The organism is Oceanicoccus sp. (assembly GCF_029238675.1).
Taxonomy (GTDB): Bacteria; Pseudomonadota; Gammaproteobacteria; order Pseudomonadales; family Dasaniaceae; genus Oceanicoccus.
Genome location: NZ_JAQWFR010000017.1, coordinates 22924 through 49743, shown reverse-complemented (window position 1 = coordinate 49743; position 26820 = coordinate 22924). Strand labels below are relative to the sequence as shown.

Sequence of the window (26820 nt, the reverse complement as noted above, 5' to 3'; positions counted from 1 at the left end):
AACCTTTGCGTGGGATGAAAGTCGTGGTATAAATTCTTTATACCCTTAATACAACCTCAAAACACCGACAGCCAAACAAGAGCAAATCACTACATGCAACAATACAGCTTCTTTCAGCAACGCGATAACCGCGAAGAAGTGGAAAACATCGATGCACTAGGTAATGCCCTGCAAAGCTATCTCTCACCGGTCCAGGTCAAACTGGTTAAACGCGCTTACTACTATGCCGAACAAGCCCACGAGGGGCAGCGGCGGCGCAGCGGCGAGCCTTATGTCACTCACCCCCTTGCCGTCGCTGGTATTCTGGCTGATATGCATATGGACCACCAAAGCTTAATGGCGGCCATGCTGCATGATGTTATAGAAGACACCAGCATCAGCAAAGAAGCCCTGGGTGAACAATTTGGCGACTCCGTGGCCGACCTGGTGGATGGCGTCAGCAAGCTAACCCGCATGGAAGACCAAACTCGAGCGGAAGCGCAGGCAGAAAACTTCCAAAAAATGGCCTTGGCCATGGCCAAAGATATTCGCGTTATCCTGGTTAAGCTGGCTGACCGCCTACACAATATGCGCACACTCGGTGTCCTGAAACCGGAAAAGCGTCGCCGTATTGCCAAAGAAACCCTGGATATGTACGCCCCGATTGCCCAGCGTTTAGGCATGCACAATATTCGCGTTGAATTTGAAGACCTGGGTTTTGCCACCCTAAACCCAATGCGTTCTACCCGCATTCAGGCAGCGGTTAAATCTGCCCGCGGTAACCGCAAAGAAATTATTCAACAGATTGAAGAGTCCATAGAAGCCTGTTTAGAACGGGAAGGCCATGAGGCCGCAGTCGTTGGCCGGGAAAAACACCTTTATAGTATTTACCAAAAAATGCGCGGCAAGAGAAAATCCTTTTCTGAAATTATGGATATCTACGCCTTTCGTATTGTGGTGGACAGCGTAGATACCTGTTATCGGGTTTTGGGCTGTATTCACAGTTTGTACAAACCAGTGCCAGGCCAGTTTAAAGATTATATTGCTATTCCAAAGTCTAACGGCTACCAATCTTTGCATACGGTTTTGTTTGGTATGCACGGCGTGCCTATTGAAATTCAAATCCGCACCCACGAAATGGAAGAAATGGCCAATCATGGTATCGCCGCACATTGGTTATATAAAACCAATGAAGGAAAACCACTTAATGGCAGCCATACACGGGCCAGGCAATGGCTACAGGGTTTGCTTGAAATGCAGCAGCGCGCGGGTGACTCTTTAGAATTTATTGAAAGTGTAAAAATCGATTTATTCCCTGATGAAGTTTATGTTTTTTCTCCCAAGGGAAAAATTATGGAACTGCCACAGGGTTCTACTGCCGTTGACTTTGCTTATGCTGTGCACACCGATGTCGGCAATAGTTGTGTGGCAAGCAGAATTAACCGGCGTCTGGCGCCCCTTTCAGAAAAACTGCAAAGCGGCCAAACCATAGAAATTATTACCTCCTCCGCCGCGCAACCCAACCCGGCCTGGCTTAACTTTGTTGTCACCGGAAAAGCTCGCACCAATATTCGCCACTTTCTGAAAAACCAGTTAACCAATGAATCGGTAGCATTGGGTAGAAGGCTCCTGGAAAAAGCGTTGACGGAACTGGGCTCTGGTATCGACCAACTCAATGAACAGCAAAAAGAATTACTGCTAAGTGATACCGGCATGAAAACCTTTAATGAAGTGTTAGAAGATATTGGCATGGGTAATCGTGTCTCGTTCTTAACTGCCCACCAATTACTGGCCGAGACCGACGATGAAGGCAAAACCAACCATCCGGGAAATGCCACCCATTCACCGTTGCTTATTCGCGGCAGTGAAGGCTTCCAGGTTAATTTTGCCCATTGTTGTTACCCAATACCCGGCGATTCTATTGTAGGTTTTATCAGTTCAGAGCGAGGCATTGTTGTTCATACCGACAACTGTCATAACAGCCAGGATTTTAGAAACAACCCCGAGCGGTCCGTCCCCCTACGCTGGGACGATGAAGTTGAAGGCGAATTTTCCGTTGAGCTAAAAGTTGAATTGGAAAAAAGCCGCGGCATCATTGCTGTGTTAGCTACCAAGATAAATAGTCTGGACGCTAATATTGAAAAAATAAGCGTCGAGGAAGAAGGCCCCAGACTCAATAGCGTCAATGTTGTAGTAGGCGTGCATTCCCGTATTCACCTGGCGCGGATTATGAAACATATTCGCCGTATCAAAGAAGTTGTAAAAGTTACCCGCGCTAAACATTAATACTATATAAACACTGCTATATAAGCCCTACTATAAGCCCCACTGCATAAGGATAATTTTGTGAGTAAAAAAGAAATCATTGCAACCAGCAAGGCTCCTCAAGCCATTGGCCCCTATTCACAAGCCGTAAAGGTAGGTGATACAGTTTATTTATCCGGACAAATTCCTTTAATCCCTGAGACTATGGAGCTGGTAACAGGTGATATAAAAGCACAGGCTAAACAAGTCTTTGATAATTTAGCCGCCGTAGCGGCAGCAGCGGGCGGTAGTTTGGATGATGCGGTTAAAGTAAATATTTCACTGATAGATCTTGGGGATTTTGTGGATGTTAATGAAGTGATGGCAAATGTATTTCAACAGCCATTTCCGGCAAGGGCCTGCGTTCAAGTGGCGGCACTGCCTAAAGGATCGGCGATAGAAGTGGAAGTAATTTTGTCTGTATAAATTTAACCCGTCATTCCCGCGAAGGCGGGAATCCAGCACTGTAGATTTCCGCTTTAGCGGAAATAACAGCATAAGCATGCAGTCTGGATTCCCGCCTTCGCGGGAATGACGGGTTTTTTTTGGAATGACATATTAGAATTTCATTTTAAAGATCTGAAACTCAGGATTCTCACCCGTACGATCGCGAACACCCTGGTAATTATCCCGCTCTTCCTTGGTGTACTCAGGAAACCATTCCACTCGCGAACGGAGTGACGGATTATCCGACAACTTAAATCGCTCGGGGCGCCACTCTTCCTGCTTATCCATATTCTTGCGCCATTCGGGTTCAGAACCCACTACCACGACTTCTTCTATATCACTGCGATATTCTTTATCTTCCAGTAAATCATCTTTACTGAGCTTTTGCGCAAAAAGGCTGCCTACGGTTAATGCCGTAATCATAAGCAGAACAATGCGTTGAAAACTATAGGGTGACGAAGTATTCCTTTTCATAGGCTTCATTATTAATTCACCTGTTCCTGCCATTCGAGAGTTTCAAGCCAGTAGTGTCTGGTGCTTGGAATCCATGCATCGGCAGTACGAGCCACCACCCATGAATTAATAAAGTTTAGAAAATCAGCATCGCCTTTATTGATGGCCATACCTTCTTTAAAAGCCAGCAGTGGTTTTACCAGAGGGATATCGACTTTGTCAGTATTTTGCAGGGCTACAAATTTCGGCAATGGGTTGGCAGCAATCATCGCGTGTATTTCACCTTTCAGCACAGCGCTTACCAGTTTTTGTTGTGTGCTATAAGTTTTTATTTTGGTTTTTGAAAACATGCGCTGGGCCACAGAAGCCGAAACCGTTTCACCCACTACACCAATATTGATATTTGGCTGCTTTAATTCATTGATACTTTTAATATCTTTAGTCAGTTTGGTATTGGCGGCCAGACCAATACCGGCATCGCCGTAGGGGCGGCTAAAATTTACCCGCAAAGCACGACTCGGCTTAATGCCCATACCTGAAATAATGATATCGATCTCGCCTTTTTCCAGAGTAGGAATTAGCTGGGCCCACTCATATAAACCGATCTGGGCTTTAATCCCCATATCAGCCGCCAGACGACGAGCCATATCAACCTCGGAACCTACCAATTGGCCGTCTTTTGCACGCATCACCCAAGGTGAGAAAAGCGCAACGCCGACACGGAGCTCACCGCTGTCGAGCACTTGCTGCAAACTACGTGGCTGTTCAGCCGCAGTGAGGTTAAATGAAAAAAGTATGACTGAAAGTAATACCAGCGTTCTAATCAAATGGTACATAATCGCTCCTTGAATTAACGTTTTACAATCAGCTAAGATTATTGGCCTTTTTGCTCGCAGCAACAAGCCATTTATTCCTCTTCTCTGAGTAATTCTCCATAACCTTGTTGATAACCGCGATAACGCAAATGATAACCTGTGGCCAATAAACGAGCATTGCTGCATCGTTTACTATTGCGGCGGGTGGTGCCGCTAGTATCAAGGGTCTTGGAATCAATACCCAACTGCTGGGCAAGCCAGGTTTTAACCTCCCACAGAGCCACCGGCTCGCTATCTACACCGATATAACAGTTCTCCATAGCCTGCTGTTGGCTATCCAGCAGAATTAAATGTGCCAAAAATCCTACACAGTCGTCCCGGTGAATACGGTTGGTCATTAACGGCGGCGATGGCGGGCAGCCCTGCCCGGCCTTTACCTGCTCAATTAAACGACGCCTGCCGGGGCCATAAATACCGGCGAATCGAATCACACAGTGAGGCATAATACTATCGGCAGCGATCCGCTCCGCCTCTAATAAACGCCTACCGGAAAAAGAGCCAGGTTCAGTGGCACTGGTTTCATCAACCCATTGGCCATCACCTTGATGGTAAACACTGGTGCTGGATACAAACAATAATCGCTTAACAGCACCGGGGTTATTTAAAGCAGCAAGCACATTGGCCAGGCCTTCAACATAGACTGCCTGATAACGCTGGTCGCTAAACTCACCGGGTGTTAGGGTCACAACCACATAGTCAAAGCGCAGCCCAGCCAGACAGGCTAGCGAAGCCGCATTCGTCACATCGGCGTTTAGCGTAGTGATCGGCTCCGGTAATTGGCCGCTGCGACGCAGGCCCCATACGGCATGGCCTTTACCCGCCAGCTGCAAGCCCAGCGGGATACCAATATCACCACAACCGACAATCAAAATATTGCTAGCCGACAAAACCCTCTCCCGCTGAAATGTTGCTCACCAAACACCGTAGGGTGGATTATATTCCACCCTACAAGTTCATCAATAAATTCTATGATAGTAATAGCACCTTTTGATAGAAAATATTAATCTAGTGCTTTCAGCATAAAACAGGCAAAGATCATGACCCTGACTGAACTGCGCTATATCGTCGCCCTCCATCAAACCGCCCACTTTGGCAAGGCGGCGGAAAAATGCTTTGTTAGCCAACCGACCTTAAGTGTTGCTATTAAAAAGCTGGAAGAGGAATTGGATGTCTCCCTGTTTGAACGCAGCCGCAGCCAAGTGCGCGCAACCCCACTAGGAAAACAAATTATTGCGCAAGCACAAGCCGTCTTAGAGCAGGCCAATGTGATTAGCGAAATGGCCAACCTGGGCAAAGACCCGCTGGGCAGCACACTCTCTATTGGCGCTATCTTCACCATTGGCCCTTATCTATTCCCACACTTTGTTCCCCAGCTGCAAAAAAACGCCGCCAAGATGCCGCTCTATATCGAAGAAAACTACACGGCTATATTGCGAGAGAAGCTGCGTCAGGGTGAATTGGATGCCATTATTATTGCCCTGCCCTTTAATGAACCCGATGTGGTTACCCAAAGCCTGTACGAAGAAAGCTTTGTTGTGCTGTTAGCCAAAGACCACCCCCTGGCAGAGCGCAAAACCATTACCGCCAAACAACTGGAAAAAGAACAGGTTCTGTTGTTAGGTGAAGGCCACTGCTTCCGGGATCAGGTGCTGGAAGCCTGCCCCGGCCTTAGAAAAAACTTTGCCAGCGGCAATCACCCGCTGCAATCTGTGGTGGAAGGCAGCTCCCTTGAAACCCTGAAATATATGGTGGCCTCCGGCCTCGGTATTACCGTTTTGCCAGCCTCAGCGGCACAACTCGACCAATACGGTAACGGCGCACTGGTCACTCGCCCCCTTGCCAACACCCAGTTCAGTCGTACCGTCGCCCTGGCCTGGCGAGCCAGCTTCCCTCGCCACCAGGCTATTGATGCCCTAAGCCTGGCCATTAAACAATGCCAGCTTGGCAAAGCAGTGAATGGGTAAGCCTGTTTTGACAGCCAATAAAACACTCGATCAAATACCGGTTCAAGAACTGAAAGGCGTTGGTCCCAAAATGGCCGAGAAGCTGGCGGGGCTAAGTATTCATAGTGTTCAGGATATCTTGTTCCATCTCCCCCTGCGCTATCAGGATCGAACCCGGATTACACCGATTGGAGCCTTACAGGCAGGCGTGGATGCCGTTATTGAAGGCGAAGTTAAAGCGGCAGATATTGTGTTTGGTCGCCGCCGCAGCCTGGTTTGTCGACTACAGGATGGCACTGGCACGGTGACGCTGCGCTTCTTCCATTTTTCCGCCGCGCAAAAAAATAATTTAAGTCATGGCAGCCGATTGCGCTGCTTTGGCGAAGCACGGCGTGGCAGCAGCGGCCTTGAGCTCTATCACCCGGAATACAAACTGGTCACAGACCAACAGGCCCCCACGGAAGAATCACTGACGCCCATTTATCCCAGTACAGAAGGACTGAGCCAACAGGCATGGCGTAAACTTAGCGAACAGGCACTAAAACGAGTTAAGCCTAACACCTTGATCGAGTGGCTACCTAAACCACTTCACCTTAACGGCAATACTGTTAGCCTGGAACAAGCCCTGATCTATTTACATCGACCACCCACCGATGCACCGGTGGGCTTGCTAACAGAGGGCGAACACCCCTATCAACAACGCCTGGCATTTGAAGAATTACTGGCTCACAACCTGAGCTTGCTGAAACTGCGAAGCCAAACCCGCGCTGAAGGTGCGCCGTCACTGATTGGCGGTGAACAACAAACCCGGGCATTTTTACAGGAGCTGGACTTTGAGCTAACCGGTGCCCAGCAACGTGTGGTCACTGAAATTAACCATGACCTTGAACAAAGCAAACCTATGCTGCGATTAGTGCAAGGGGATGTCGGCTCAGGTAAAACGGTAGTCGCTGCACTGGCGGCCCTAAAGGCTGTCGCCTGTGGTTATCAGGTTGCTATTATGGCGCCCACAGAAATCCTGGCGGAGCAACACTTCACTAACTTCGGCCACTGGATGCAACCGCTGGGTTTATCCATCGGCTGGCTGACCGGCAAAGTCAAAGGCAAACAGCGAAAGCAGCAACTGGAAGCGATGATTAATCAGCAGGTCGATATTGTAGTGGGGACCCATGCCCTGTTTCAGGATGAAGTGCAGTTTGCCAAACTGGGCCTGGCCATTATTGATGAACAACATCGCTTTGGGGTTCACCAGCGACTGGCGTTAAAAGAAAAAGCCTCAGCAGCTGTTGGCCACCCTCATCAATTGATTATGACCGCCACCCCTATCCCCAGAACTCTGGCCATGAGCGCCTATGCCGATCTGGATACCTCGGTGATTGATGAACTGCCACCGGGGCGAACACCGGTTACAACGGTGGTGATTGATAACGCCCGCCGGGCACAAATCGTCGAAAGAGTTCGCAATGCCTGTAGTGAAGGCCGCCAGGCCTATTGGGTGTGTACCCTGATTGAAGAGTCCGAAGCCCTGGAAGCCCAGGCCGCTGAAGATACCTGCGAAAACCTGCAAGCCCTATTGCCTGAACTGAATGTGGGCCTGATCCATGGACGGATGAAAGCCGATGAAAAGGCCTCCGTGATGCAGGCCTTTAAGGAAAATGGACTGGATTTATTGGTCGCTACCACTGTAATTGAAGTGGGGGTGGATGTACCCAACGCCAGCCTGATGATTATTGAAAATGCAGAGCGATTGGGCCTTGCCCAGCTGCACCAGCTTCGGGGTCGAGTTGGCAGGGGCAGCACCGCCAGCCACTGTGTATTAATGTACCAAGCGCCGTTGGGGCAACAGGGTAAAGAGCGCTTGCAGACGATGCGTCAAAGCAGCGATGGTTTTGTGATCGCAGAAAAGGACCTGCAACTGCGCGGCCCCGGCGAACTACTGGGCACCCGCCAGACCGGCCTGCTACAGCTGCGCATAGCGGATTTGGAGCGGGACAGCCACCTGCTCGACCAGGTCAACATAGCGGCACAACAGATACTGCAGCAACAGCCCCAGGCGGTAGACCCCTTGATCCAGCGCTGGCTGGCGGACGGCGAGCAATATGCCCAGGTCTAACGTTAGAACGCCAATTCTGCGACGGAGCTCACACCAGACTAGCCAACTTCAGCACTGATACACGGCAAAAAGCCTGTCTTGAGCTACAATTCCTATTCCAATAAATAATTCGCCAGATTCTAAAGCTTAGGCAACAATAGCTTAGGCAACAATCCTGGTGATATGTACCACCAAAATGCTGTATTGAGGAGCAACCCATGTCAGTGCCCGCTGTCATTGAAGACATTTTAACCAAGCACAATATCGAATTTGCCGTTGTTGACGCGCATCCCACCGCCAGTCTTATAGGCCAGGCGAGGACCACCATCTTGCAAGATAGCAAAGGAAAGGTTCAGGTAATCTACAGCAGCGACAGTATCCTGGATGTTGACGCCCTGTGCCGCCTGACGCAGCGGGAATTAAAAGCCGCCAGCCCCAATGACGTACAAGCTATTTGCAGCAAGGCCAAAATTGAACGCTTACCGACCATACCCATGGCTTTAGGGCTGGACATTATTATTGACCAAAGCCTGTTGGACAGCAGCGAACTCAAGCTCGACACCGGTAGCGAGCGTAGTCTGGTTAATATGAATGTTGAACAATTTAAACAACTGATTAATGGTGCCCAAACCGGCTCAATCACTGTGGATGAAGCACAACTGCAAAGTGCAGCGCTGGACGACGTTGATGATATTGCAGATATCAGCTCTGCGATTGCCAACTTTACCCAGATAAGAATGAAGCAGCGCCTGGAAGAGACACTGGAATTTCCGCCCCTGCCCGAAACCGCACAGCGTATTATCAAACTGCGGGTTGACCCCAATGCTGATATTAAAGACCTTACCGATATTGTAGAAACAGATCCGGCGCTGGCGGCACAGGTGGTAAGCTGGGCTGCGTCACCCTATTACGCCGCACCGGGAAAAATAAAATCCGTACACGATGCCATTGTTCGGGTACTGGGTTTTGACCTGGTATTAAATTTATCACTGGGCCTGTCGTTGGGCAAAACCCTGAACTTACCCAAAGATAGTGCCAAAGGTTTTACCCCCTATTGGGAACAAGCTGTCTATGCTGCCACCGCAGTGGAAGCCTTAGTCGGTGCGATTCCACCCAAAGAACGCCCCATTATGGGCATGGCTTATTTATCAGGCCTGCTACATAACTTTGGTTATTTAATTCTTGCTGAAGTCTTCCCCCCACACTTCTCTAATATTTGTCGCTATCAGGAAGCCAATCCTTTTTCCAACCACTGCCATATCGAACGCCATTTACTCGGTGTGACTCGAGAGCAGCTAGGGGCTTGGTTAATGCGAACCTGGAGTATGCCGGACGAAGTGAATACCGCTATTCGCTTTCAAAACGAAGCGAATTTTGACGGTGAAAATAATGCCTATGCCAACCTGATGTTTATCGCTATGCGCTTATTACGCAAACACGGTATTGGTGACGCCCCCTCAACCCCGATACCTGACGAATTATTCGAGCGCTTGCATTTAGACCGCGAAAAAGCCGAAGAGGCCATTGCGACAATGATGGAATCTTCAGCAGAGCTCAACATGATGGCAGCGAATATGGCTGCTTAATCCCTCCGTCATTCCCGCCCCCGATTAAAGCGCTCGAGGGCAGGCTTCGGCGAAAATGACTATCGTCATTCCCGCGAAGGCGGGAATCCAGCCTGCATGCTTATGCTGTTATTTCCGCTAAAGCGGAAATTGACAGCACTGGATTCCCGCCTTCGCGGGCATGACGGGGTATATTTTTCCAAAAAACTATTCCAGCGACAAAAACATTTTTTGCAAAGGTTTTTCTTCAACGTCATCGTAAACCGCAACCACTTTGGTAAAGCCCAATTTCAAACAGGTCGCTTCCGACTGCTGCTTGATATGTATCATCAAGCCCCTGGCCCCCAGAGCCTTAGCCTTGTCTATTAAAGCTTCTAACAGAGCATGCAACATAGGTTCTGTATAAAACTTTACCGCGACCAAGCGAGAGATATGGTAATAACACTCGCCACCATCCGAGGGAATGGGTACCAGACGTCCACTCAATAAAACCGTGCCCCGCACGACTACCGCTGCTATCGATTGCTGACTACCAGCCGGGGGATTAATGGGTAAACAATAGGGATTCATTGGGAACAAGTGCTGGCAAATACATTCCACTTGCCAATAATGAAAACTATCGGGGGTCAGCCATTGTATCGTTGCAAAAACGGGGAGATGATTTTTACGAGAAATAAACCGGGAAATAAGCATAGTGTAATCCTTTACAGTGAGTGGCTAAAAAAATCTATCGAGCCCCTTCCAGAGGCTTGCCGGCATCATAAACTATTGCGCCATTAAAATAAATCAGCGTTTTTCCGGCATTGGCAGCTCAACCAAACCTTCAGTTGCAAGCATTAAGCCCCGCTGAAAATACTCACTACTTTTTTCATGCTCGCCCAGATGGGCTAACAAGCGACCCATTTCAGCACAGACTTCACCACTGTCTTCAAACTGCAAACTCCTTTCAAAATATTCCCTGGCTTTACCCCATAAAGAATTACGCAATGATAGACGACCTAAACATAAAAACAATGCGGCATCGTTATTGCGCTCTTTTAGCCAATTTTCTGCAATGATTAACTGCCTGTCGGCATCTTGGGTGGCTATTTTTCCATAGAGAGAAACTAATTGATCATTCCAGTCTTTTTTCAGCCGGTTGCGGATCAACTTCTCTGCTTCCTGCATTCCACCCAGCGCCATAATATTCTCAGCATAACAGGCAATCACTTCACTGTTGGATTTTGAAGCACTGGAAAAATCCTGCCACAATTGCTGCAGTTCAGCTAATGCATCATTACGAGACTTGGCTGCGTCCATAATACTTTCTTTGCTGGCAGTCATTTCTAAAGCGCCCAGCTCACCGGGGGATAGTACCTTGTATTTTTTTAACTCCGGCAATAGTGCCAACACTTCCTGCCAATCGCCTAAGCCCTGGTAAGCCTGCGCCAGTAAAGACAATACATGGGGATGTTTGCCGGCATTGCGACGGACGCGGGTTAAGGTTGCCAGGCTTTGCTCAAGCCGCCCGCTGCGCAATTGCAACTCTGCCTGGGTAAGGCCCACCGCAATACCTGCACCGCTGGTGCTCTGCTCCGCCTTCTTTAAAAAACTTTTCATTTGCTTGCTATCATCCAGCGCATGACTGGCGCGGGCGGCTACCAGATAATTAAGCAGGGGAGTTTCCGACCTTGCCGCCGCCCGGGATAAAATCCTCCGCGAGCTTTGCCAGTTGCCTTCAATAAAAGCAATTAAACCTTTGGTGGTCTGTTGTTGGCTGCGACGATAGCCGCGACCAGACACCCAATCACTCAACGCACCAGTACCACTAATCAAGCGTCTGGTCACACTGAAAAAGCCATAAACCGCAGCAAATAGAACTACAAACAAACCAATACCCACCCACAGACTCGTCTCCAGGGTATAGGTATGGTAACTCACTAAAATATAACCCGGGTCCAATTCAATGGCGGCGACCAAAGCAACCGATAACATTAATACGATTAAGCTGGCAATAAAGAAGCGCTTCATTGAGCTGGCGCCTCCGCCGCTGTATCAGGCTGGGTAATAGGCACAACCTGGTGAATCGTTTCAATATAGGTTTTAAGTGCACGTAGTGAGCTGGAAATATCTGGCAGGCTAACGGCTACCTGTTGCTGTTTTAAAATTTCAATGCGAGCAATCAATGGATCAGTAGCGGTTTTATCCAGCGTGTAATAAGTGCTTAACCAATGATGTGCTTTAGCTAAACTGTCTTCATACAATGTTTGCTTGCCCGCCAAGCTGGCCATCTGCGCCTGTTCAAACATCAGGCGCACATTTTGACGTACCGCGGCCTCGTATTCAGGTGCCAGCAAGGGTTGATACACATCGTCGCGGCGAGTGATTTGAATATAGCTGCTGAGTTTATCCAGGGCGGCTTTAAATCCTACCGCCAGGCGTTGCTGCCAGGTGTCTACTACAGGTGCTTCTGGCTCGGCCACCGCCAGCTCCGGCAATTTAATTAATTGCAGTGTTTCCGCCTGCTGTGCCAGCGCCGACAATTGTAAATAATGGCCCTCGATATCAAGGGTAACCGCAGCGCGAAGGTTTGCCATATCATTGGCCAGGGCTTCACGCACTGAATAAAGTGCACTGTCATCCAACTCTTTTACAATGGAATCTGCAGCTTTTAATAATTCGAGTGCGCCATTGACTTCTTTGCCCATTAATAAACGCTGGTTCGCCAGACGCATTAGATATTCCGCTTCAGCTAATAACCAGTCATCGCGGTCGGTGGTGGATAATGACAGCAGACGTTTTTGCTGGCTGCTAATTTGTAGCTGTAAATTTTCAATCGCCTGCTGCCACTGCTGTTGCTGCTGTTGCTGCTGATCGAGCTGGCGCTGGAGGTTTCTATTATTATCGGCATGGGTATCGACACGCTGAATCGCGCCGGCAATATCTGCCTGGCTTTGCTGTAAGTTTTTTTGTTGGGCGGCATCACCCTGCCACAGAAAAACGCTAAGCCCAATACTCCCAAGGGCGACCACCAACGTCAGCAGCCACAAAGCCATACCGGGCCCTGCTTTTGGTGCCGCAGGTTTTTTTGGTGTCGCAATCACTTTGGGGGCATCTTGTTCTTTTTCTGGCTGTTGATTATCCACGCGTTATTCCATCGTTTTTGTTGGTAAAGCTAAAGATTATATAAGGCCTTCAGCATTGACTGATCACTTGCATTATCCGCTATCGCTATAGAACTAAAGCCAAGCTGTTTCGCTATGGCGGCTACCCGGTCGCCGGGAACTACGATTGTTATATCGCTTATTTTATTATCACCCATTAACTGATAAAAGTTAGTTACGCTCTCACCACTATTCAGGCAAACCGTATTAATGGCCTGCTGCTTAAACAACGCTACTAATTCACCATCGGCTAACGCGGGTAAAACACGTCGATAACATTCAGCATAGCTTACATCAGCACCGCGCTGGATTAATTGCTCCGCTAAATAATCTCGTCCACCGACGCCACGAATAATTAACACTTTTTGCTGCGCCAGTTGTTGCAAACTTTTAGTCTGCAACAGGGCTTCGCTATTCATAGCCCCGTCTAACGCATAGGGGCTACAAGGCACGCCCTGCTCGATTAATTGGGCTACCGTTTTTTTTCCAATACCGTGCCAATGAATATCAACCGGGAGCTGCGGCCAGTATTGATGAATCCACTCCATACCATAGTGAACCGCATTGGTGCTGATAAAAATGACATGCTGGAATTCGTCCAGCGCCATAATGATTTGTCTGCAGTGTTGTAGCTGGTCGGCATCGTTTAACTCAACGATATCTATTACCGGGCAATGGCTCGCTTTGCCACCCGCAGCTTCTATATCCGCTAATAACGAACTAGCTTGACCTTGCGGCCTTGTCACCAATACTGACAGCGTCTGCAATGCCATGGCTATTGTTGGTAAACCGCTTGTAAAATTTCAGCGGCGCCCTGAGCTAATAAGTCTTCTGCTACGGCAACACCCAGGGCCTCTGCTTCGCTTCGGCCAGCGCGGCGCTCACTGCGTAATAAGGTTTTGCCATCGGGGCTGCCCACTAAACCGCGCAGCCATAATTCTTTGTCGTTATCGGGATTCGCAATCGCAAAGCAGGCAATAGGAACCTGACAACCCCCTTGTAGTTTTAAGTTCATCGCACGCTCTGCGTAAACACGTTCAGCGGTGGCCTGGTGATGCAAAGGCGCTAATAATTGTTTAATCCGCTCATCATCAACTCTGGCTTCTACGCCTACCGCACCCTGGCCACCAGCGGGCAGACTATCTTCCGGGCTAATGCGCTCGGCAATGCGGTCTTCCATGTCCAAACGTAGCAGGCCAGCACTGGCGAGTATTATCGCGTCGTATTGGCCTTCGTCCAGCTTTCGCAATCGTGTATTCACATTGCCGCGTAAATCGATAATCTCCAAATCCGGACGCCGGGCGCGAATTTGGCACTGGCGCCGCAGGCTGGATGTTCCGACTTTGGCGCCCTCCGGTAATTCGCTGAGGCTTTTATAGTGGTTGGAAACAAAGGCATCACGAGGGTCTTCACGCTGGCAAATAATCGATAGCCCCAGGCCGGGCGGGAACTCCATCGGCACATCTTTCATAGAGTGCACGGCAATATCCGCACGGCCATCCAGTAATGCTGTTTCCAACTCTTTAACAAACAGGCCTTTGCCACCGATTTTAGCCAGCGGGGAATCCAGGATTTGATCGCCGCGGGTGGTCATACCCAATAGCTCAACCTGCAAACCAGGATGGGCGGCTTCCAGCTCGGCTTTAATAAACTCGGCCTGCCACAGGGCTAGAGGGCTTTCTCGGGTGGCAATGCGGACCAGTTGCTCGGACATATAACAGGTGTCACTCAGTGATAAGGGTTAGAAGACGCTATGATAAGTGACTGGGGCTGTAGGACAAGGGCTGTAGGGTAAAGTTTCTGGCGAATTTTTACAGGCTTTGCAGTAGCTTACGCACCGCAGGCAGATGCCGGCGGCTAACCTGGGGGCCCTGCTCCATATCGGCAATCTTAATATGGGCGCCTTGCTCGGTTTTCCCCAAACCCCGAATATGGGCCACGGCAACCAGCGCATTGCGGTGGATACGGACAAAGCTTTGTCCTAGTTCCTGTTCCAGCTCTTTTAGGGGGTCGTCAATCAGCACCTCTTTAAGCTCCCCTTGCTGATAGTAGAAGACGGTCACATATTTATGGTCCGCCAGAAAATAGCGCACCTCATCAATGGCGATTAGCTCAATACCTCGACTGGATTTGGCGGAGATATGGCTGCGTTCTGTAGCTAGTTCTTTAATATCGCCCCCGCTGTTAACCAAAGCAGACAACTGCACGCGATTAAGCTTTTGCGCTTTTAGCAAAGCCTGGGATAGCTTCTCCCGGTTGACGGGCTTTAACAGATAATCCACCGCATTGGCGTCAAAGGCGTCCAGGGCATAGTCGTTATAGGCGGTACAGAAAATAACGGCGGGGGGTTCGTCGCTTTTGGTCAGGTGACGGGCAGCTTCCAAACCATCCATCACCGGCATACGAATATCCATCAATATCACATCGGGCTTATGCTGATTAAAAGCGGTGATAGCCCCTTCCCCGGTCTCGGCTTCGGCTACTGCCTCGCAGCCAGCTTGCTGCTCCAACAGACGAGCCAGCCGCATACGAGCCAAGGGTTCATCATCAACAATCAATACCCTCATGTAGTTTCCTTTTGCGTCGCCTCATCCATGGGATAAGTGATCACAGCATGGTGATCATTACCGACCATACGGGTGATCAGGCCAGCCTTGGGGCCATATAAGGCCTGCAGGCGGCGGTGAATATTATCCTGGGCCAGTTGATGACCTTCGACATCGCTGTGGGTATTTTCCATCACTGGGTTGATCACTGAGAGAGTTAAAACACCCTCTTCCATAAACGCGCTGATGGTTACCACACCGCCCAGGGGTAGCTGCTGAATACCGTGGTAAATGGCATTTTCAACCAGTGGCTGTAAGGTCAGGCTGGGAATCTTAATACGGTGAGATACTTTATCCAGCTGCCAGTCCATCTGTAAGCGCTCGCCCAGACGCAGCTGTTCAATACGGGCATAGCGCCGGCATAGCTCTAATTCCTCTGCCAGGGTCACCTCGGTTTCAACCTCCGCTAAACTGGCGCGAAATAAGCCAGCCAAATCCTCAACCGCTTCTTCTGCTGCCTCTTGGTCCACGGCAATCAGGCTGGCAATACTATTCATACTATTAAATAAAAAATGGGGGCGGATACGGGATTGCAGCGCCTGAATACGGGATTGCAGTTCCGCCCGCTGGTTTAACCGCAACTGCTGGGTCAGGTAAAAATAGCGCAGGGCAATCCCCGCCAATACCGCACAAATCAGCACATCGGTGGCCAGGCGCCCACCATCGATGGCCCAGTGACTATTGCCCGCAAAGGCTCCGCTTAACATCCATTGCCCAAAAATACTGGTGGATGCTACAACAGCCAGAATCAAGCAGTAACAAACACTGGCCGCTTTAGGCAATGGCCAGTCAACCAGCCCGGGACGAATCTGGCAGAGTAGTGCCGCACTCAATAAAAAGGACCACTGCACAAATAAGGAGGTTAAGGAAAAGGACTGCCAGGAAAAAGCCTGCAAACTACCGCTGGCCAACTCTAAAACCAGAGCCAGCAGCTCCGCAACCAGCACTAAAAACAGCACGGCTTGCACATTGCACAAATCAGGAATAAAGAACTCTTGATTATCGGTGGCTTTATCGTTGTTATTCATAACGCTAGGAAGTAGCTACAGTGTTCAAACTATAGCAGAGGATGGCTTGATCAGCGCTAGACGCGAAACACAAAAAAGACGCGGTGCACTATAACCAGGTTCATAAGTAGGGTGGATTGTAATCCACCCCTCGGCCTCTTCTGTTATAATCCGCCGCAACTGCCAACCACAGATACAGTGAACCGATTTCATGACCGATAAAGAACCAGCCATCAAGCCCTGGGGCGGACGTTTTTCCGAGCCTACCGATGCCTTTGTTGAGCGTTTTACCGCCTCCGTTGAATTTGACCAGCGGATGTATCACCACGATATCAACGGCTCACTGGCCCATGCCCAGATGCTGACCAAAGTTGGCGTGCTCACTGAAGAGGAATACCAGCAGATTCAAGCCGGGCTTGAAGCTATTCGCGGTGAAGTGGAAGCGGGTGAATTTCAGTGGTCGGTGACGCTGGAAGATGTGCATATGAATATTGAAGCGCGGTTAACCGATAAGATCGGTATTACCGGTAAAAAGCTTCATACGGGACGGTCCCGTAATGATCAGGTAGCTACCGATATTCGCCTGTATTTGCGGGATGAAATCGACAGTATTGCGAAAGAATTGACCCGCTTGCAGCAGGGCTTAACCACGTTGGCGGGTAATGAAGCCCACACCATTATGCCTGGATTCACTCACCTGCAAACCGCCCAGCCCGTGACCTTTGGCCACCACCTATTAGCCTGGAATGAAATGCTGGAGCGAGATTACAGTCGGTTGATGGATTGCCGTGCCCGGATGAACCAAAGCCCTCTGGGGGCTGCGGCACTGGCCGGTACTACCTATCCTATTGATAGAGCAATGACAGCTGAGCTGCTGGGTTTTGATGCCCCTACTGAAAACTCGCTGGATTCTGTTAGCGACCGTGACTTTGCGATCGAATTTACGGCCTTTGCCAGCTTAGTCATGACGCACTTATCCCGCTTTAGTGAAGAGCTGGTGTTATGGACCTCCGCTCAATTTGATTTTATCGAACTGCCAGACCGTTTCTGTACCGGCTCCTCGATTATGCCGCAGAAGAAAAACCCGGATGTGCCTGAGCTGGTCAGGGGCAAGGTTGGCCGTGTGAATGGTCACCTGATCTCCTTGCTGACCTTAATGAAGTCACAACCACTGGCCTACAACAAAGATAACCAGGAAGATAAAGAGCCTCTATTCGATACCATTGATACCTTAAAGGACTGCCTGAAAGCCTACGCCGATATGGTGCCTGCGATTAAGCCTAAGAAGGAAGTGATGGAAGAAGCCGCTCGTCGTGGTTTTTCCACCGCAACGGATTTGGCGGATTACCTGGTTCGCAAAGGTGTTGCCTTCCGTGATGCCCATGAAATTGTGGGTAAATCGGTGGCCTATGGTGTTGAGCAAAAGAAAGATCTGTCCGAGATGACATTGGAAGAGCTACAGCAGTTTAGCGATATAATTACTGGCGATGTGTTTGATGTACTGACCCTGGAAGGCTCTGTCGCTGCCCGTGATCATATTGGTGGTACTGCTCCACGACAGGTCATTGCAGCCTCAAAGCGCGCCTCCGGTAAGATTAGTAAGCGCTAACAAACATGCTTTGATGTCACTAAAACTCAATCGCCTTAATGCCGATATGTAAGACCATATCCGGCGCAGTATCTACGGCAATATCTTCGCTCACCGCTAAATCCAATACCCAGCGTTCACCCAAGCGAACCGCGCCACCTAAAATTAATTGCGCAGAGTCATTACCCAATTCGGTTAATGCACTATCGTAAAAGGCCGTGTGAGCATCGAGCTGAATTTTTAAACTCACACTCGATGTGACTTGCCAACTGAGGGTTGAAGAACCATACAACACAAAATCTTCTTGTAACTCTTCAACAACTTCGCCGCCGCCCATCCACATAGCCCCGGCGCTAGCATGCAATATAATATTATATTTCTGCAACAAGCCCTGATCACTAACATTTAAACCAAAGGATACATCGGTAGATTCTGATCCATGTAAATCATCTGCATCCCCAGTAGGCAGCTTAACCGCCGTACGTAAAGCCCACTGCCGGGTTTCAGTTTGAGATAACTGGTACCCCATGCTCAAACTGACATCACCAATACCATCATTGGAGCTGGCGACACGACTCAGAACCTGTCCATCCCGCACATAGGTAAACTGCAGCTGATCACGGGGAAATTCTGGGCGCCCCGCATCAGGGAAACCAAACAGGTCATGCCAATCGTCAATAAGACTATCCAGACTCCCGCTGTCATGGCTGAGATAGGGTAAATCAATACCCAACTCAATGGCATCATTGAGTCCGTAGCGAAACTGGATATTGGCGCGATGGGTTTCACCATCAATAAAAATGGCTTCGCTGGACTTATTGTCTTCGGTAAAGTTATTGCTGATATCCAGCTGCAAACCAGTTCTACTGGTTCCGGCTGTCGCCAGCTTGGCACTCTGTGCAGCGGGTAGGCCATAGATCTGCACAAAGGGGCTGCGATTGGTCATCACATAGGGGTCATCAATAACATCAGCCTGAACAGAGTTAGCCGCAGCCGCTAGCAAAAATCCTGCGGTTTTGTTGTTGATCATCCCCTGGTGCTCCAAACATTTTTTTGTGAGTCACTAAACGCTGCCGAGTATAGCAAATTAACGTTGGGGTTCGGCCTTTCTGCCGGTATAATCGCCGACATTAACCATTGGAAATAGATCATGCACACACCCCAAGTCGCCGCTCTTATTAGAGCCGCGCTAGCCAGAACTGCTCTTTTGAGCAGCCTGCTTATCCTGACCGCCTGCGGCCAGAAGGGTCCGCTGTATCTGCCACAAGACCCCAATGCAAACCCCGAGGAAGTCTCCAGCGACGAAGCTCCAGCACCAGCCGCTACCGAAAAAGACAAACCCAAGGGCCCTACGCCCACAGATAACCTAGACTAAACCTCAATCAATACTCTTTATACAGGTGAAACAATGGATGCTTTTGAGTATCGCAACGGCGAGTTATATGCCGAAAATGTTCCTTTAGCTCAAATCGCTGAACGCTTTGGTACACCCACTTATGTGTATTCAAGGGCTTATCTTGAACAGCAATTTTTGTCTTACCAGAGCGCATTGCAAGGTCGCGAACATCTAATCTGCTATGCCGTAAAAGCCAATTCCAATATTGCCGTGTTAAACGTACTGGCCAAGCTGGGTGCCGGCTTTGATATTGTCTCCCAGGGTGAACTGGAGCGAGTGCTAGCCGCCAGCGGAGACCCGGCTAAAATCGTCTTTTCCGGTGTGGCAAAAACACCTGCGGAAATGCGCAGGGCTCTCGAAGTCGGTATTCACTGCTTTAATCTTGAGTCCGCCGCAGAGCTGGAAGTCTTACAGACGGTAGCCGCTGAAATGGGGGTGACTGCACGTATCTCCCTGCGGGTTAACCCGGATGTGGACGCCAAAACTCACCCCTATATTTCAACGGGCTTAAAAGAGAACAAGTTTGGCATTGATATTGAGCTGGCGCCTTCGGTCTACCAGCGCGCCGCCGCTTTAAGCCATATCGAGATTATCGGTGTAGATTGCCATATCGGCTCGCAACTTACCGAAGTAACGCCATTTCTGGATGCCCTGGATCGTGTACTGGCATTGGTTGATCAGTTGGCCAGTGATGGTATTACCATCAGCCATCTGGATCTGGGGGGCGGCTTGGGAGTGCGCTATAGCGATGAAGAGCCGCCGGCGCCCTCTGAGTATGTAGCCAAAGTGTTAGAGCGCCTTGGCGATAGAGAGATTGCCCTGGCCTTCGAGCCTGGCCGCTCGATTACCGCCAATGCCGGTGTGCTGCTCACCAAAGTAGAATACCTCAAGCCCAACCCGCACAAAAACTTCGCCATTATCGATGCGGCGATGAACGATATGATTCGCCCTGCCCTTTACCAGGCCTGGCTGAATATCGAGCCTGTCACTCCGCGCACTGAAGGCGAGAGCAAAAGCTGGGATTTAGTGGGCCCGGTTTGTGAAACCGGCGACTTTTTGGGCAAAGACCGGGACTTAATCCTTGAAGCCGGGGATTTATTGTCCGTGGCATCATCGGGTGCCTATGGCTTTACTATGAGTTCCAACTACAATAGCCGTGGTCGCGCCGCAGAAATCATGGTGGATGGTGATAACTTCCATCAAATACGGGCAAGGGAAAGTATTGCAGACTTAATGCTGGGCGAAGCGCTGCTACCCGATAGTTAAAAGAAAGTTAAACGAAGGTTAAAAAAGAGCTAAACCGGATACCGAACATGTTGTTACGCTTTACCAAAATGCACGGGATCGGCAATGACTTTGTCGTCCTGGACTTGATCTCCCAGCGGTTTAACCTGCAAGAGGAGCATGTGCGCATGTTCGCTGACCGGCGCCTTGGTATCGGCTGTGACCAAGTGTTAGTGGTAGAAACCCCACGCCAGCCCGATGTGGACTTCCGCTACCGGATTTATAACTGCGATGGCGGTGAAGTGGAACAATGCGGCAATGGCGCTCGCTGTTTTGCCCGGTTTGTGCGAGATAAAAAACTGACCGGCAAGAAAACCATTCGGGTAGAAACCAGTAGCGGCATTATTGAACTAGCTGTTATGGAAGACCACCAGGTAGAGGTGAATATGGGCGAGCCAATCCTTAGCCCTGCCGAGATTCCCTTTACCACCGAGGAAGCCCAGTGTGGCGTCTATTCTATTGAAGTCAACGGCCAACGCTGTGAAATCGGGGCTGTCTCTATGGGCAACCCCCATTCAGTCATGCTGGTGGATGATGTCGATACTGCCGATGTGGAAACACTGGGGCCGGCAATAGAGTCCCATAGCCAATTCCCCCAGCGAGTCAATGCGGGCTTTATGCAGATAGTCAGCCGCAACGAAATTAATTTGCGAGTCTATGAACGCGGCGCAGGTGAAACGTTAGCCTGCGGTACTGGCGCCTGTGCGGCGGTGGTGTCTGGTATTGTGCGCGGTTTATTAGACCAGCAAGTCATCACCCATTTACCCGGTGGCAGCCTGACTATTGAGTGGCGCGGCGAAGGTCATCCCGTTATGATGACAGGGCCTGCTACCAATGTATTTGAAGGACAAATACAGCTATAAAACTGATAAGGTTCAACAACAGTAAGAGAGGACGATGTGGACGTAGCCGAAAACAATAATAAAGCCCCTGTACAAGACATCACCGAAGAAGATGTTGCACTGTATTTAAAAAGCCACTCAGGGTTTTTCTTAAAACGCGATGACCTGTTGCTTGGACTGGAGTTAGCCCACCCAAGTGGTAAAGCCGTTTCTCTGCTTGAACGCCAGGTTTCACTGTTACGTGAACGCAATATGGATATGCGCACCCGTCTTGGCGGCTTAATGGAAAATGCCGAAGATAATGACCAGCTTTATGATAAAACCCAGCAATTGGTTTTAGGGTTAATTGAGGCACAGGGGCTGGATAGTCTCGTTAATACCTTTAACCGCAGCTTACTTAGTGATTTTGGTATCGATTTTTCTAACCTCACACTGTTTGGCAACCCGGACCAACATCGCAAGGTTGTATCTCGTATGGTTCCCGTTGACGATGCCTTTGAAAAAGTTCCCAGCTTATTAAAAAGTAATAATGCTACCTGCGGTGTATTAAGACCGGAAGAGCTGCAATTTTTATTTGCCGATCAAGCCGAACACGTTGGCTCTGCTGCGGTTATCCCATTAAGCCATAGCAACCCATTAGGTGTTATCGCAATTGGCAGCAAAGACCCTCATCATTTTAGTTCATCGATGGGCACTTTATTTTTATCCTATATCGCTGAAGTATTAAATCGACTAATACCGCGCTACCTGTAAAGTCCATCGCCAGCGGAGCGATTAATGAATAAGAAAGAAGGTGATCACTGGCAACAACTAATTAATGAATTTCTTCATTATTTAGAAACAGCTCGTCAGTTGTCATCTCATACCCTTAGCAACTACCGCCGCGATTTAGAAAAGTTCTCCGCTTACTGTCTGCAAAAAAATATTACCGACCCTACCCAAGCCCATAGTGCCGATGTTAGACAATGGGTGGCGCAATTACATCGCGGCGGCTTAGCGGGCCCCAGTTTACAACGGGCACTATCTGCCCTGCGCAGTTTTTACAAATACCGCAGTCGCCAGGGAGAAAAGAATAATCCCGCACTGGGCATTCAGGCACCAAAATCCGCTAAAAAATTACCCAAGGCTTTAGATGCTGACAATATGCAGCAATTACTGTCGATAGAGGGTGATGACTGGTTAAGCATAAGGGACAGAGCCATTCTGGAATTATTTTATTCTTCCGGTTTACGTTTATCAGAATTGGTAGATTTAAATCTTCAGGATATTGATTTGCCCCAGGCCTTAATTACAGTCACTGGTAAGGGTAGAAAAACCCGTACACTTCCCATTGGCAGCTTTGCGGTTAAGGCAATAAAAGATTGGCTGTCTGTTCGTGAAGAGGTGAATCCGGCAGATGGCGCGGTATTTTTATCTAAACAAGGTCGCCGACTTGGCCAACGTTCAATTCAACTGCGATTAAAAAAATACAGCCTGCAACAAGGTGTTAACCAAAGCGTACACCCCCATATGTTACGCCATTCTTTTGCCAGCCATATGCTGGAATCCAGCGGTGACTTGCGAGCAGTGCAGGAATTATTGGGCCACGCCAATATTTCTACCACGCAGGTTTATACTCATTTGGATTTTCAGCACCTGGCCAAGGTCTATGATAAAGCTCACCCGAGGGCGAATAGAAAAACTGATAAAGCAAAAGATCTTTGAATAGAGAAACAATGTTTATTTAGCTTGATTCGTTCTAATATAATTTCGTCTGCTCGCGCTTTTTACTACAATTTTTTGTATCTCAGCGGTTATCTACATGCTAAAAATTCCAGACGAATTTTCTTTTTTTATCAAAGAAAATCCGCCAGAAAAACCACAGGTTGCTATCAGCGCCTGCCTTAATGGCGAGGCGGTTCGTTATGATGGCACCAGCAAAAGACTAGCAACCACTTCAACACTCTTATCTAACGCTTTAACTTTATTGCCGATATGCCCCGAGGTAGGTGCAGGGATGACTACACCCCGCCCACCCATTCAATTAGTCCGTACCGGCGACCAAATAGAAGCGATGGGTCGAGACGATAAAAATCTCAACCCGACACCCCAACTTGAACAATTTCGGCAACAGAGTATTGATAAGCTAGCCCCTTCCCTATGCGGTTATATTTTTAAAGCCCGGTCCCCCAGCTGCGGAATTAACAGCACGCCAATTTTTAATTCAGAGGGTGAAGACATTGGCGTTGGCAGCGGCTTGCAGGCCGCCTATGTTCAGCAAACCCTGCCATGGCTTCCAATACAGGAAGAGCAAGACTTAGCCACCGAGCAGCAATGCCAGCAGTTTATTTTTCAGTGTCAATTACTAAGGGATTTACGTCTGGGCTGTCAGCAGCAAGGCCTGGCTGCTGTACACAAACATTATGTAACCATCATCAACGTGCTACCCAATCAACAACAAGCAGCCTTGGAAGCGTCAATGAAAGCAGGTACTCAGGAACGGTATTGGGAGATATTACTAAGGGCCTTAGCGGTGTAAGGCCCTCGAAGAATCAGCCTAAACGGCGTCTTCGTTAGTTTCGCCAGTACGGATACGGACAATATGCTCAAGAGGGGCAACAAAGATCTTGCCATCACCAATCTTGCCGGTATTGGCCGCACCACTAATGGCTTCAATCACGGTTTCTACCTGATCATCATTAATAGCGATTTCCAATTTCACCTTAGGTAGAAAGTCCACCACATACTCTGCGCCACGGTATAGCTCGGTATGGCCTTTCTGGCGACCAAAGCCCTTAACCTCTGTAGCGGTAATGCCGCTAACACCCACTTCAGATAAGGCCTGGCGCACATCGTCTAGTTTAAAAGGCTTAATAACCGCGGTAATCAGTTTCATTACTTGCTCTCCTATATAGCACCCCTGCCGATGCAGGTAGCTCTTTGCATTATTGTGGGTGCTAAGTTAGCTAGCAACTGGATGAAAAGCAAGGGCTTACAGGAAAAATGGGCCGCTGAGGGCTAATGACCGATCTAAAGAACCGGCACCGATGACAATGGTTACTCTAATTGGCCAACGTACCTAAGAAAACGAAGAGCGCCGGCCTTATTTGCCGCCCCTCCTAAACCGTCAACCGTCATTCCCGCGTAGGCGGGAATCCACACCCCCCTCTCACATCCATCCCAGCCCTACTATTTCGGCCATGCGTAAACTTGCACGGCAACCTTTGAACCTTAACCCTGATATTTAAACAAATGTGATTGTTTAAGGTGGGAATTTCTTGCCTTAGAGTGTCTCATTAAAGATGGGGATTGGCTCGGTTATTAAGCGCAGCCTTTGTTATGCGCGTATGTGCAGTATATAAATGTTATGCACCTTGAATATGAAGAACTTTTTTGAAGAAATCGCCAATAACAATGATCAATGGTTTTCAGAAACCATCGGTGAAGATGCAGCTGATGAAACCTTCATCGTATTATCGGGTACGGTGTTAATAGACACACCTGAAAGCACTATCACAATTAGCCAGGGGCAATCCTACTCCGTTAAGCCAGGCATAGAACATAGGGCAAGGGTAAAGGGCGCCCGAAGGTGGGGAGCAATGGGACAGACACTTTCACTGTTCGCTTTCACTGTTCTTTCACGTATATCCAACTAAATTCCCAATTCTAGCCATCCACACAATGTCACTATATAGCGACACCAGTCCATAAACTTACAGAAATGTCGCCATATATTGACAATTATGCCAGCCATCACTATATTGCCGTTATATACCGACAAACATATGAGCTTACAGCCATGCAATTTGATGAATTGAAGACTATGGGGCAAGCCTTGGCGACCTGGCGAAAAGAACAAAAATACACCCAGCAAGCTTTAGGGAAAAAAATTAAAATCGACCGGCAAACCATATCAGATATTGAGCGTGGTCAATTCACCGGCTCATTGGCTATTCTGCTGCGCTATATCCATTGTGCAGGCTATGAACTTGGGCTATCACATAAACTAAGCCCCTTCCCAAATCTGGATAATTTGGGCGATCACTATGGAGAGAATGATGATTGACCTGCCTAATCGCATAAAAGAAGTCAGCATTTCATCCTTTGGTCAACATGCGGGAAGATTGGCCCAACCGGCTGAGTATGCATTTTATTATGAGAGCCCAGATTGCCCACCCTGCTCACTTAACATGCCATTGCGCGATGCACCTTACAACTATGGCGAACTGCATCCAGTATTCCGACAGAACCTGCCTGAAGGTTATGTTCGGCGTTACATCGCTGAAAGGTTAGAACGCTATGCAACTGTTAATGATCTTTATCTGCTTGCCCTTCAACGCGACAATGGCATTGGCCATATAACCGTTGAGTCCACAATAGTGGCAGGAAACAATGAGCAACTTTCCCTTGATGACATCCTTCATTGGCGAGGAAGCAAACCTATTTTTGCAGAGCTGCTTGATCGCTATTACCTGAGTGGAATACTGTCTGGAGTTCAACCCAAAGTCATGGTGCCAATTTCTGGCCGATCAACTATTCATCAGAATGACTTAATAGTTAAAACCTTTGATGATGAATTTGAGCAACTTACAGTCAATGAATATATTTGTATGTCTGCAGCAAAACATGTCGGACTAAACCCTCCAAATTTTTGGCTATCTGACGATCATATGAGTTTTGTTATAGAACGATTTGATATCAATGACGGCCAGCAATTGGCCTTTGAAGATTTTACTGTACTAACCGGGCAACCAAAATACCGTGGAAAATATGAGACCTTGATGCGTGCAACGTGGGATTACACACACTCTCAGGAACAGATGGAACGCATGTATCGCTATATTATTTTTAACTGCTTAATTGGTAATGGAGATGCACACCTGAAAAACTTTGCGCTTCAGTATAGTCAGGACCGCCAGAATATTACTCTGACACCGCCTTACGATATTACCCATACTCTGATATACCCACATCTTGACAATACCATGGCGCTTAAAATGAAAGGGGCGAAAATATTCCCAGACAGGAAAACCCTGACAAATTTTGGTGTTCCTTTTGGCCTGCGCAATGGCCAAGCCATCATTGAGGAATATGCTGACTTACTCAATGATTTTTACCAAAGCTTTGATGCTATCAATCTTATGCCCGGCCTGAAGGATTCACTTAGAAAATCGCTATCATCTGCGATGATTTACTCTGAAGGGGCATTTAGACACGATAAAAAACCAAAATATAAATAGTCATGCTCTACGAACTTGTCTGACAAGAACAAAAAAGGGCGCCCGAAGACGCCCTTAGTTAGTCACTAGCAATAATC

At 48.6% G+C, this 26820-nt stretch carries 27 protein-coding genes; 15 read left to right on the top strand and 12 right to left on the bottom strand.

The window, feature by feature from the left end:
• The first annotated feature begins 138 nt into the window (after positions 1–138).
• Both spoT and P8H32_RS05880 read left to right on the top strand, forming a co-directional pair.
• Entirely contained in the window at positions 139–2265 is a 2127-nt protein-coding gene (spoT, locus tag P8H32_RS05885) for a bifunctional GTP diphosphokinase/guanosine-3',5'-bis pyrophosphate 3'-pyrophosphohydrolase (RefSeq protein WP_301088799.1), read from the top strand.
• A gap of 60 nt (positions 2266–2325) precedes the next feature.
• Positions 2326–2709: a RidA family protein gene (locus tag P8H32_RS05880; protein ID WP_297293061.1), complete on the top strand. Its 384-nt coding sequence runs from the start codon at positions 2326–2328 to the stop codon at positions 2707–2709.
• 132 nt (positions 2710–2841) lie between these two features.
• Here P8H32_RS05880 and P8H32_RS05875 read toward each other — a convergent pair whose 3' ends face one another.
• The 3 genes from P8H32_RS05875 to P8H32_RS05865 form a co-directional block, all read right to left on the bottom strand.
• Positions 2842–3213, bottom strand: coding sequence for a hypothetical protein (locus P8H32_RS05875; protein WP_297293062.1), 372 nt, complete (start codon positions 3211–3213; stop codon positions 2842–2844).
• A gap of 2 nt (positions 3214–3215) precedes the next feature.
• Positions 3216–4019: a transporter substrate-binding domain-containing protein gene (locus P8H32_RS05870; RefSeq protein ID WP_301088723.1), complete on the bottom strand. Its 804-nt coding sequence runs from the start codon at positions 4017–4019 to the stop codon at positions 3216–3218.
• A 71-nt stretch (positions 4020–4090) separates the two neighbouring features.
• Entirely contained in the window at positions 4091–4945 is an 855-nt protein-coding gene (locus tag P8H32_RS05865) for an SDR family oxidoreductase (protein ID WP_301088722.1), read from the bottom strand.
• Positions 4946–5095: 150 nt separating this feature from the next.
• Here P8H32_RS05865 and P8H32_RS05860 point away from each other — a divergent pair, with 150 nt between their 5' ends.
• The 3 genes from P8H32_RS05860 (at position 5096) to P8H32_RS05850 (ending at position 9679) form a co-directional block, all read left to right on the top strand.
• A complete protein-coding gene (locus tag P8H32_RS05860) occupies positions 5096–6022 on the top strand; it encodes a hydrogen peroxide-inducible genes activator (RefSeq protein WP_297292824.1) in 927 nt (308 codons plus the stop codon).
• Entirely contained in the window at positions 6015–8114 is a 2100-nt protein-coding gene (recG, locus tag P8H32_RS05855) for an ATP-dependent DNA helicase RecG (RefSeq protein WP_297292825.1), read from the top strand. The genes P8H32_RS05860 and recG overlap by 8 nt, the downstream gene beginning before the upstream one ends.
• 197 nt (positions 8115–8311) lie before the next feature.
• Positions 8312–9679 (top strand): aminoacyl-tRNA deacylase and HDOD domain-containing protein, encoded by a 1368-nt coding sequence (locus tag P8H32_RS05850; RefSeq protein ID WP_301088720.1) that lies wholly within the window; start codon positions 8312–8314, stop codon positions 9677–9679.
• Positions 9680–9865: 186 nt separating this feature from the next.
• On the opposite strand, the gene P8H32_RS05845 is transcribed toward P8H32_RS05850, so the two are convergent.
• The 7 genes from P8H32_RS05845 to P8H32_RS05815 all read right to left on the bottom strand — a co-directional run bounded on the left by P8H32_RS05845 (position 9866) and on the right by P8H32_RS05815 (position 16435).
• On the bottom strand, positions 9866–10228 hold the full coding sequence (locus P8H32_RS05845) for a hypothetical protein (RefSeq protein ID WP_301088718.1): 363 nt from the start codon (positions 10226–10228) through the stop codon (positions 9866–9868).
• Positions 10229–10444: 216 nt separating this feature from the next.
• Positions 10445–11668, bottom strand: coding sequence for a heme biosynthesis protein HemY (locus tag P8H32_RS05840; RefSeq protein ID WP_297292531.1), 1224 nt, complete (start codon positions 11666–11668; stop codon positions 10445–10447).
• Complete coding sequence (locus P8H32_RS05835; protein WP_301088716.1) at positions 11665–12783, bottom strand: uroporphyrinogen-III C-methyltransferase; 1119 nt, start codon at positions 12781–12783, stop codon at positions 11665–11667. The genes P8H32_RS05840 and P8H32_RS05835 overlap by 4 nt, the downstream gene beginning before the upstream one ends.
• Positions 12784–12812: 29 nt before the next feature.
• Positions 12813–13574, bottom strand: coding sequence for a uroporphyrinogen-III synthase (locus P8H32_RS05830; protein ID WP_301088715.1), 762 nt, complete (start codon positions 13572–13574; stop codon positions 12813–12815).
• A gap of 2 nt (positions 13575–13576) precedes the next feature.
• Entirely contained in the window at positions 13577–14515 is a 939-nt protein-coding gene (gene hemC, locus P8H32_RS05825; protein WP_297292528.1) for a hydroxymethylbilane synthase, read from the bottom strand.
• Between the two features lie 97 nt (positions 14516–14612).
• Complete coding sequence (locus P8H32_RS05820) at positions 14613–15368, bottom strand: LytTR family DNA-binding domain-containing protein (protein WP_297292527.1); 756 nt, start codon at positions 15366–15368, stop codon at positions 14613–14615.
• The gene (locus P8H32_RS05815) at positions 15365–16435 is read right to left on the bottom strand and encodes a sensor histidine kinase (protein ID WP_297292526.1); all 1071 of its coding nucleotides are present in this window, start codon (positions 16433–16435) and stop codon (positions 15365–15367) included. The genes P8H32_RS05820 and P8H32_RS05815 overlap by 4 nt, the downstream gene beginning before the upstream one ends.
• Before the next feature lie 190 nt (positions 16436–16625).
• Between P8H32_RS05815 and argH the strand changes: the two genes are divergently transcribed.
• A complete protein-coding gene (gene argH, locus P8H32_RS05810; protein ID WP_297292525.1) occupies positions 16626–18023 on the top strand; it encodes an argininosuccinate lyase in 1398 nt (465 codons plus the stop codon).
• Between the two features lie 19 nt (positions 18024–18042).
• Here argH and P8H32_RS05805 read toward each other — a convergent pair whose 3' ends face one another.
• Positions 18043–19032 carry a DUF3187 family protein gene (locus tag P8H32_RS05805; protein ID WP_301088713.1) on the bottom strand — a complete coding sequence of 330 codons (990 nt, stop codon included), beginning with the start codon at positions 19030–19032 and terminating at the stop codon, positions 18043–18045.
• 120 nt (positions 19033–19152) lie between these two features.
• Between P8H32_RS05805 and P8H32_RS05800 the strand changes: the two genes are divergently transcribed.
• From P8H32_RS05800 to P8H32_RS05775, 6 genes are all read left to right on the top strand, one after another.
• On the top strand, positions 19153–19377 hold the full coding sequence (locus P8H32_RS05800; protein WP_301088711.1) for a lipoprotein: 225 nt from the start codon (positions 19153–19155) through the stop codon (positions 19375–19377).
• A gap of 33 nt (positions 19378–19410) precedes the next feature.
• On the top strand, positions 19411–20664 hold the full coding sequence (gene lysA / locus P8H32_RS05795) for a diaminopimelate decarboxylase (RefSeq protein WP_297292522.1): 1254 nt from the start codon (positions 19411–19413) through the stop codon (positions 20662–20664).
• 47 nt (positions 20665–20711) lie between these two features.
• Positions 20712–21545, top strand: a complete 834-nt coding sequence (gene dapF, locus P8H32_RS05790; RefSeq protein ID WP_297292521.1) for a diaminopimelate epimerase — start codon at positions 20712–20714, stop codon at positions 21543–21545.
• Between the two features lie 36 nt (positions 21546–21581).
• A complete protein-coding gene (locus P8H32_RS05785) occupies positions 21582–22277 on the top strand; it encodes a DUF484 family protein (protein ID WP_297292520.1) in 696 nt (231 codons plus the stop codon).
• A 24-nt stretch (positions 22278–22301) separates the two neighbouring features.
• Positions 22302–23228, top strand: coding sequence for a tyrosine recombinase XerC (gene xerC, locus P8H32_RS05780; protein ID WP_301088709.1), 927 nt, complete (start codon positions 22302–22304; stop codon positions 23226–23228).
• Positions 23229–23325: 97 nt separating this feature from the next.
• Positions 23326–24042, top strand: coding sequence for a DUF523 domain-containing protein (locus tag P8H32_RS05775; RefSeq protein ID WP_301088708.1), 717 nt, complete (start codon positions 23326–23328; stop codon positions 24040–24042).
• An 18-nt stretch (positions 24043–24060) separates the two neighbouring features.
• On the opposite strand, the gene glnK is transcribed toward P8H32_RS05775, so the two are convergent.
• Positions 24061–24399 (bottom strand): P-II family nitrogen regulator, encoded by a 339-nt coding sequence (gene glnK / locus P8H32_RS05770; RefSeq protein ID WP_297292517.1) that lies wholly within the window; start codon positions 24397–24399, stop codon positions 24061–24063.
• A 484-nt stretch (positions 24400–24883) separates the two neighbouring features.
• Between glnK and P8H32_RS05765 the strand changes: the two genes are divergently transcribed.
• The 3 genes from P8H32_RS05765 (at position 24884) to P8H32_RS05755 (ending at position 26743) form a co-directional block, all read left to right on the top strand.
• Entirely contained in the window at positions 24884–25159 is a 276-nt protein-coding gene (locus tag P8H32_RS05765; RefSeq protein ID WP_301088707.1) for a cupin domain-containing protein, read from the top strand.
• 65 nt (positions 25160–25224) lie between these two features.
• Positions 25225–25569 (top strand): helix-turn-helix transcriptional regulator, encoded by a 345-nt coding sequence (locus tag P8H32_RS05760; protein WP_301088706.1) that lies wholly within the window; start codon positions 25225–25227, stop codon positions 25567–25569.
• Positions 25559–26743, top strand: a complete 1185-nt coding sequence (locus P8H32_RS05755) for a type II toxin-antitoxin system HipA family toxin (RefSeq protein WP_301088704.1) — start codon at positions 25559–25561, stop codon at positions 26741–26743. The genes P8H32_RS05760 and P8H32_RS05755 overlap by 11 nt, the downstream gene beginning before the upstream one ends.
• Positions 26744–26820 lie beyond the last annotated feature (77 nt).

Bases quoted from the DNA above. Each gene is read 5' to 3' on its own strand.
- P8H32_RS05875 (WP_297293062.1), bottom strand. From the start codon at position 3,213: ATGAAGCCTATGAAAAGGAATACTTCGTCACCCTATAGTTTTCAACGC.
- P8H32_RS05870 (WP_301088723.1), bottom strand. From the start codon at position 4,019: ATGTACCATTTGATTAGAACGCTGGTATTACTTTCAGTCATACTTTTT.
- P8H32_RS05860 (WP_297292824.1), top strand. From the start codon at position 5,096: ATGACCCTGACTGAACTGCGCTATATCGTCGCCCTCCATCAAACCGCC.
- recG (WP_297292825.1), top strand. From the start codon at position 6,015: ATGGGTAAGCCTGTTTTGACAGCCAATAAAACACTCGATCAAATACCG.
- P8H32_RS05850 (WP_301088720.1), top strand. From the start codon at position 8,312: ATGTCAGTGCCCGCTGTCATTGAAGACATTTTAACCAAGCACAATATC.
- P8H32_RS05845 (WP_301088718.1), bottom strand. From the start codon at position 10,228: ATGAATCCCTATTGTTTACCCATTAATCCCCCGGCTGGTAGTCAGCAA.
- P8H32_RS05840 (WP_297292531.1), bottom strand. From the start codon at position 11,668: ATGAAGCGCTTCTTTATTGCCAGCTTAATCGTATTAATGTTATCGGTT.
- P8H32_RS05830 (WP_301088715.1), bottom strand. From the start codon at position 13,574: ATGGCATTGCAGACGCTGTCAGTATTGGTGACAAGGCCGCAAGGTCAA.
- hemC (WP_297292528.1), bottom strand. From the start codon at position 14,515: ATGTCCGAGCAACTGGTCCGCATTGCCACCCGAGAAAGCCCTCTAGCC.
- P8H32_RS05820 (WP_297292527.1), bottom strand. From the start codon at position 15,368: ATGAGGGTATTGATTGTTGATGATGAACCCTTGGCTCGTATGCGGCTG.
- P8H32_RS05815 (WP_297292526.1), bottom strand. From the start codon at position 16,435: ATGAATAACAACGATAAAGCCACCGATAATCAAGAGTTCTTTATTCCT.
- argH (WP_297292525.1), top strand. From the start codon at position 16,626: ATGACCGATAAAGAACCAGCCATCAAGCCCTGGGGCGGACGTTTTTCC.
- P8H32_RS05805 (WP_301088713.1), bottom strand. From the start codon at position 19,032: ATGATCAACAACAAAACCGCAGGATTTTTGCTAGCGGCTGCGGCTAAC.
- P8H32_RS05800 (WP_301088711.1), top strand. From the start codon at position 19,153: ATGCACACACCCCAAGTCGCCGCTCTTATTAGAGCCGCGCTAGCCAGA.
- lysA (WP_297292522.1), top strand. From the start codon at position 19,411: ATGGATGCTTTTGAGTATCGCAACGGCGAGTTATATGCCGAAAATGTT.
- dapF (WP_297292521.1), top strand. From the start codon at position 20,712: ATGTTGTTACGCTTTACCAAAATGCACGGGATCGGCAATGACTTTGTC.
- xerC (WP_301088709.1), top strand. From the start codon at position 22,302: ATGAATAAGAAAGAAGGTGATCACTGGCAACAACTAATTAATGAATTT.
- P8H32_RS05775 (WP_301088708.1), top strand. From the start codon at position 23,326: ATGCTAAAAATTCCAGACGAATTTTCTTTTTTTATCAAAGAAAATCCG.
- glnK (WP_297292517.1), bottom strand. From the start codon at position 24,399: ATGAAACTGATTACCGCGGTTATTAAGCCTTTTAAACTAGACGATGTG.
- P8H32_RS05765 (WP_301088707.1), top strand. From the start codon at position 24,884: ATGAAGAACTTTTTTGAAGAAATCGCCAATAACAATGATCAATGGTTT.
- P8H32_RS05760 (WP_301088706.1), top strand. From the start codon at position 25,225: ATGTCGCCATATATTGACAATTATGCCAGCCATCACTATATTGCCGTT.
- P8H32_RS05755 (WP_301088704.1), top strand. From the start codon at position 25,559: ATGATGATTGACCTGCCTAATCGCATAAAAGAAGTCAGCATTTCATCC.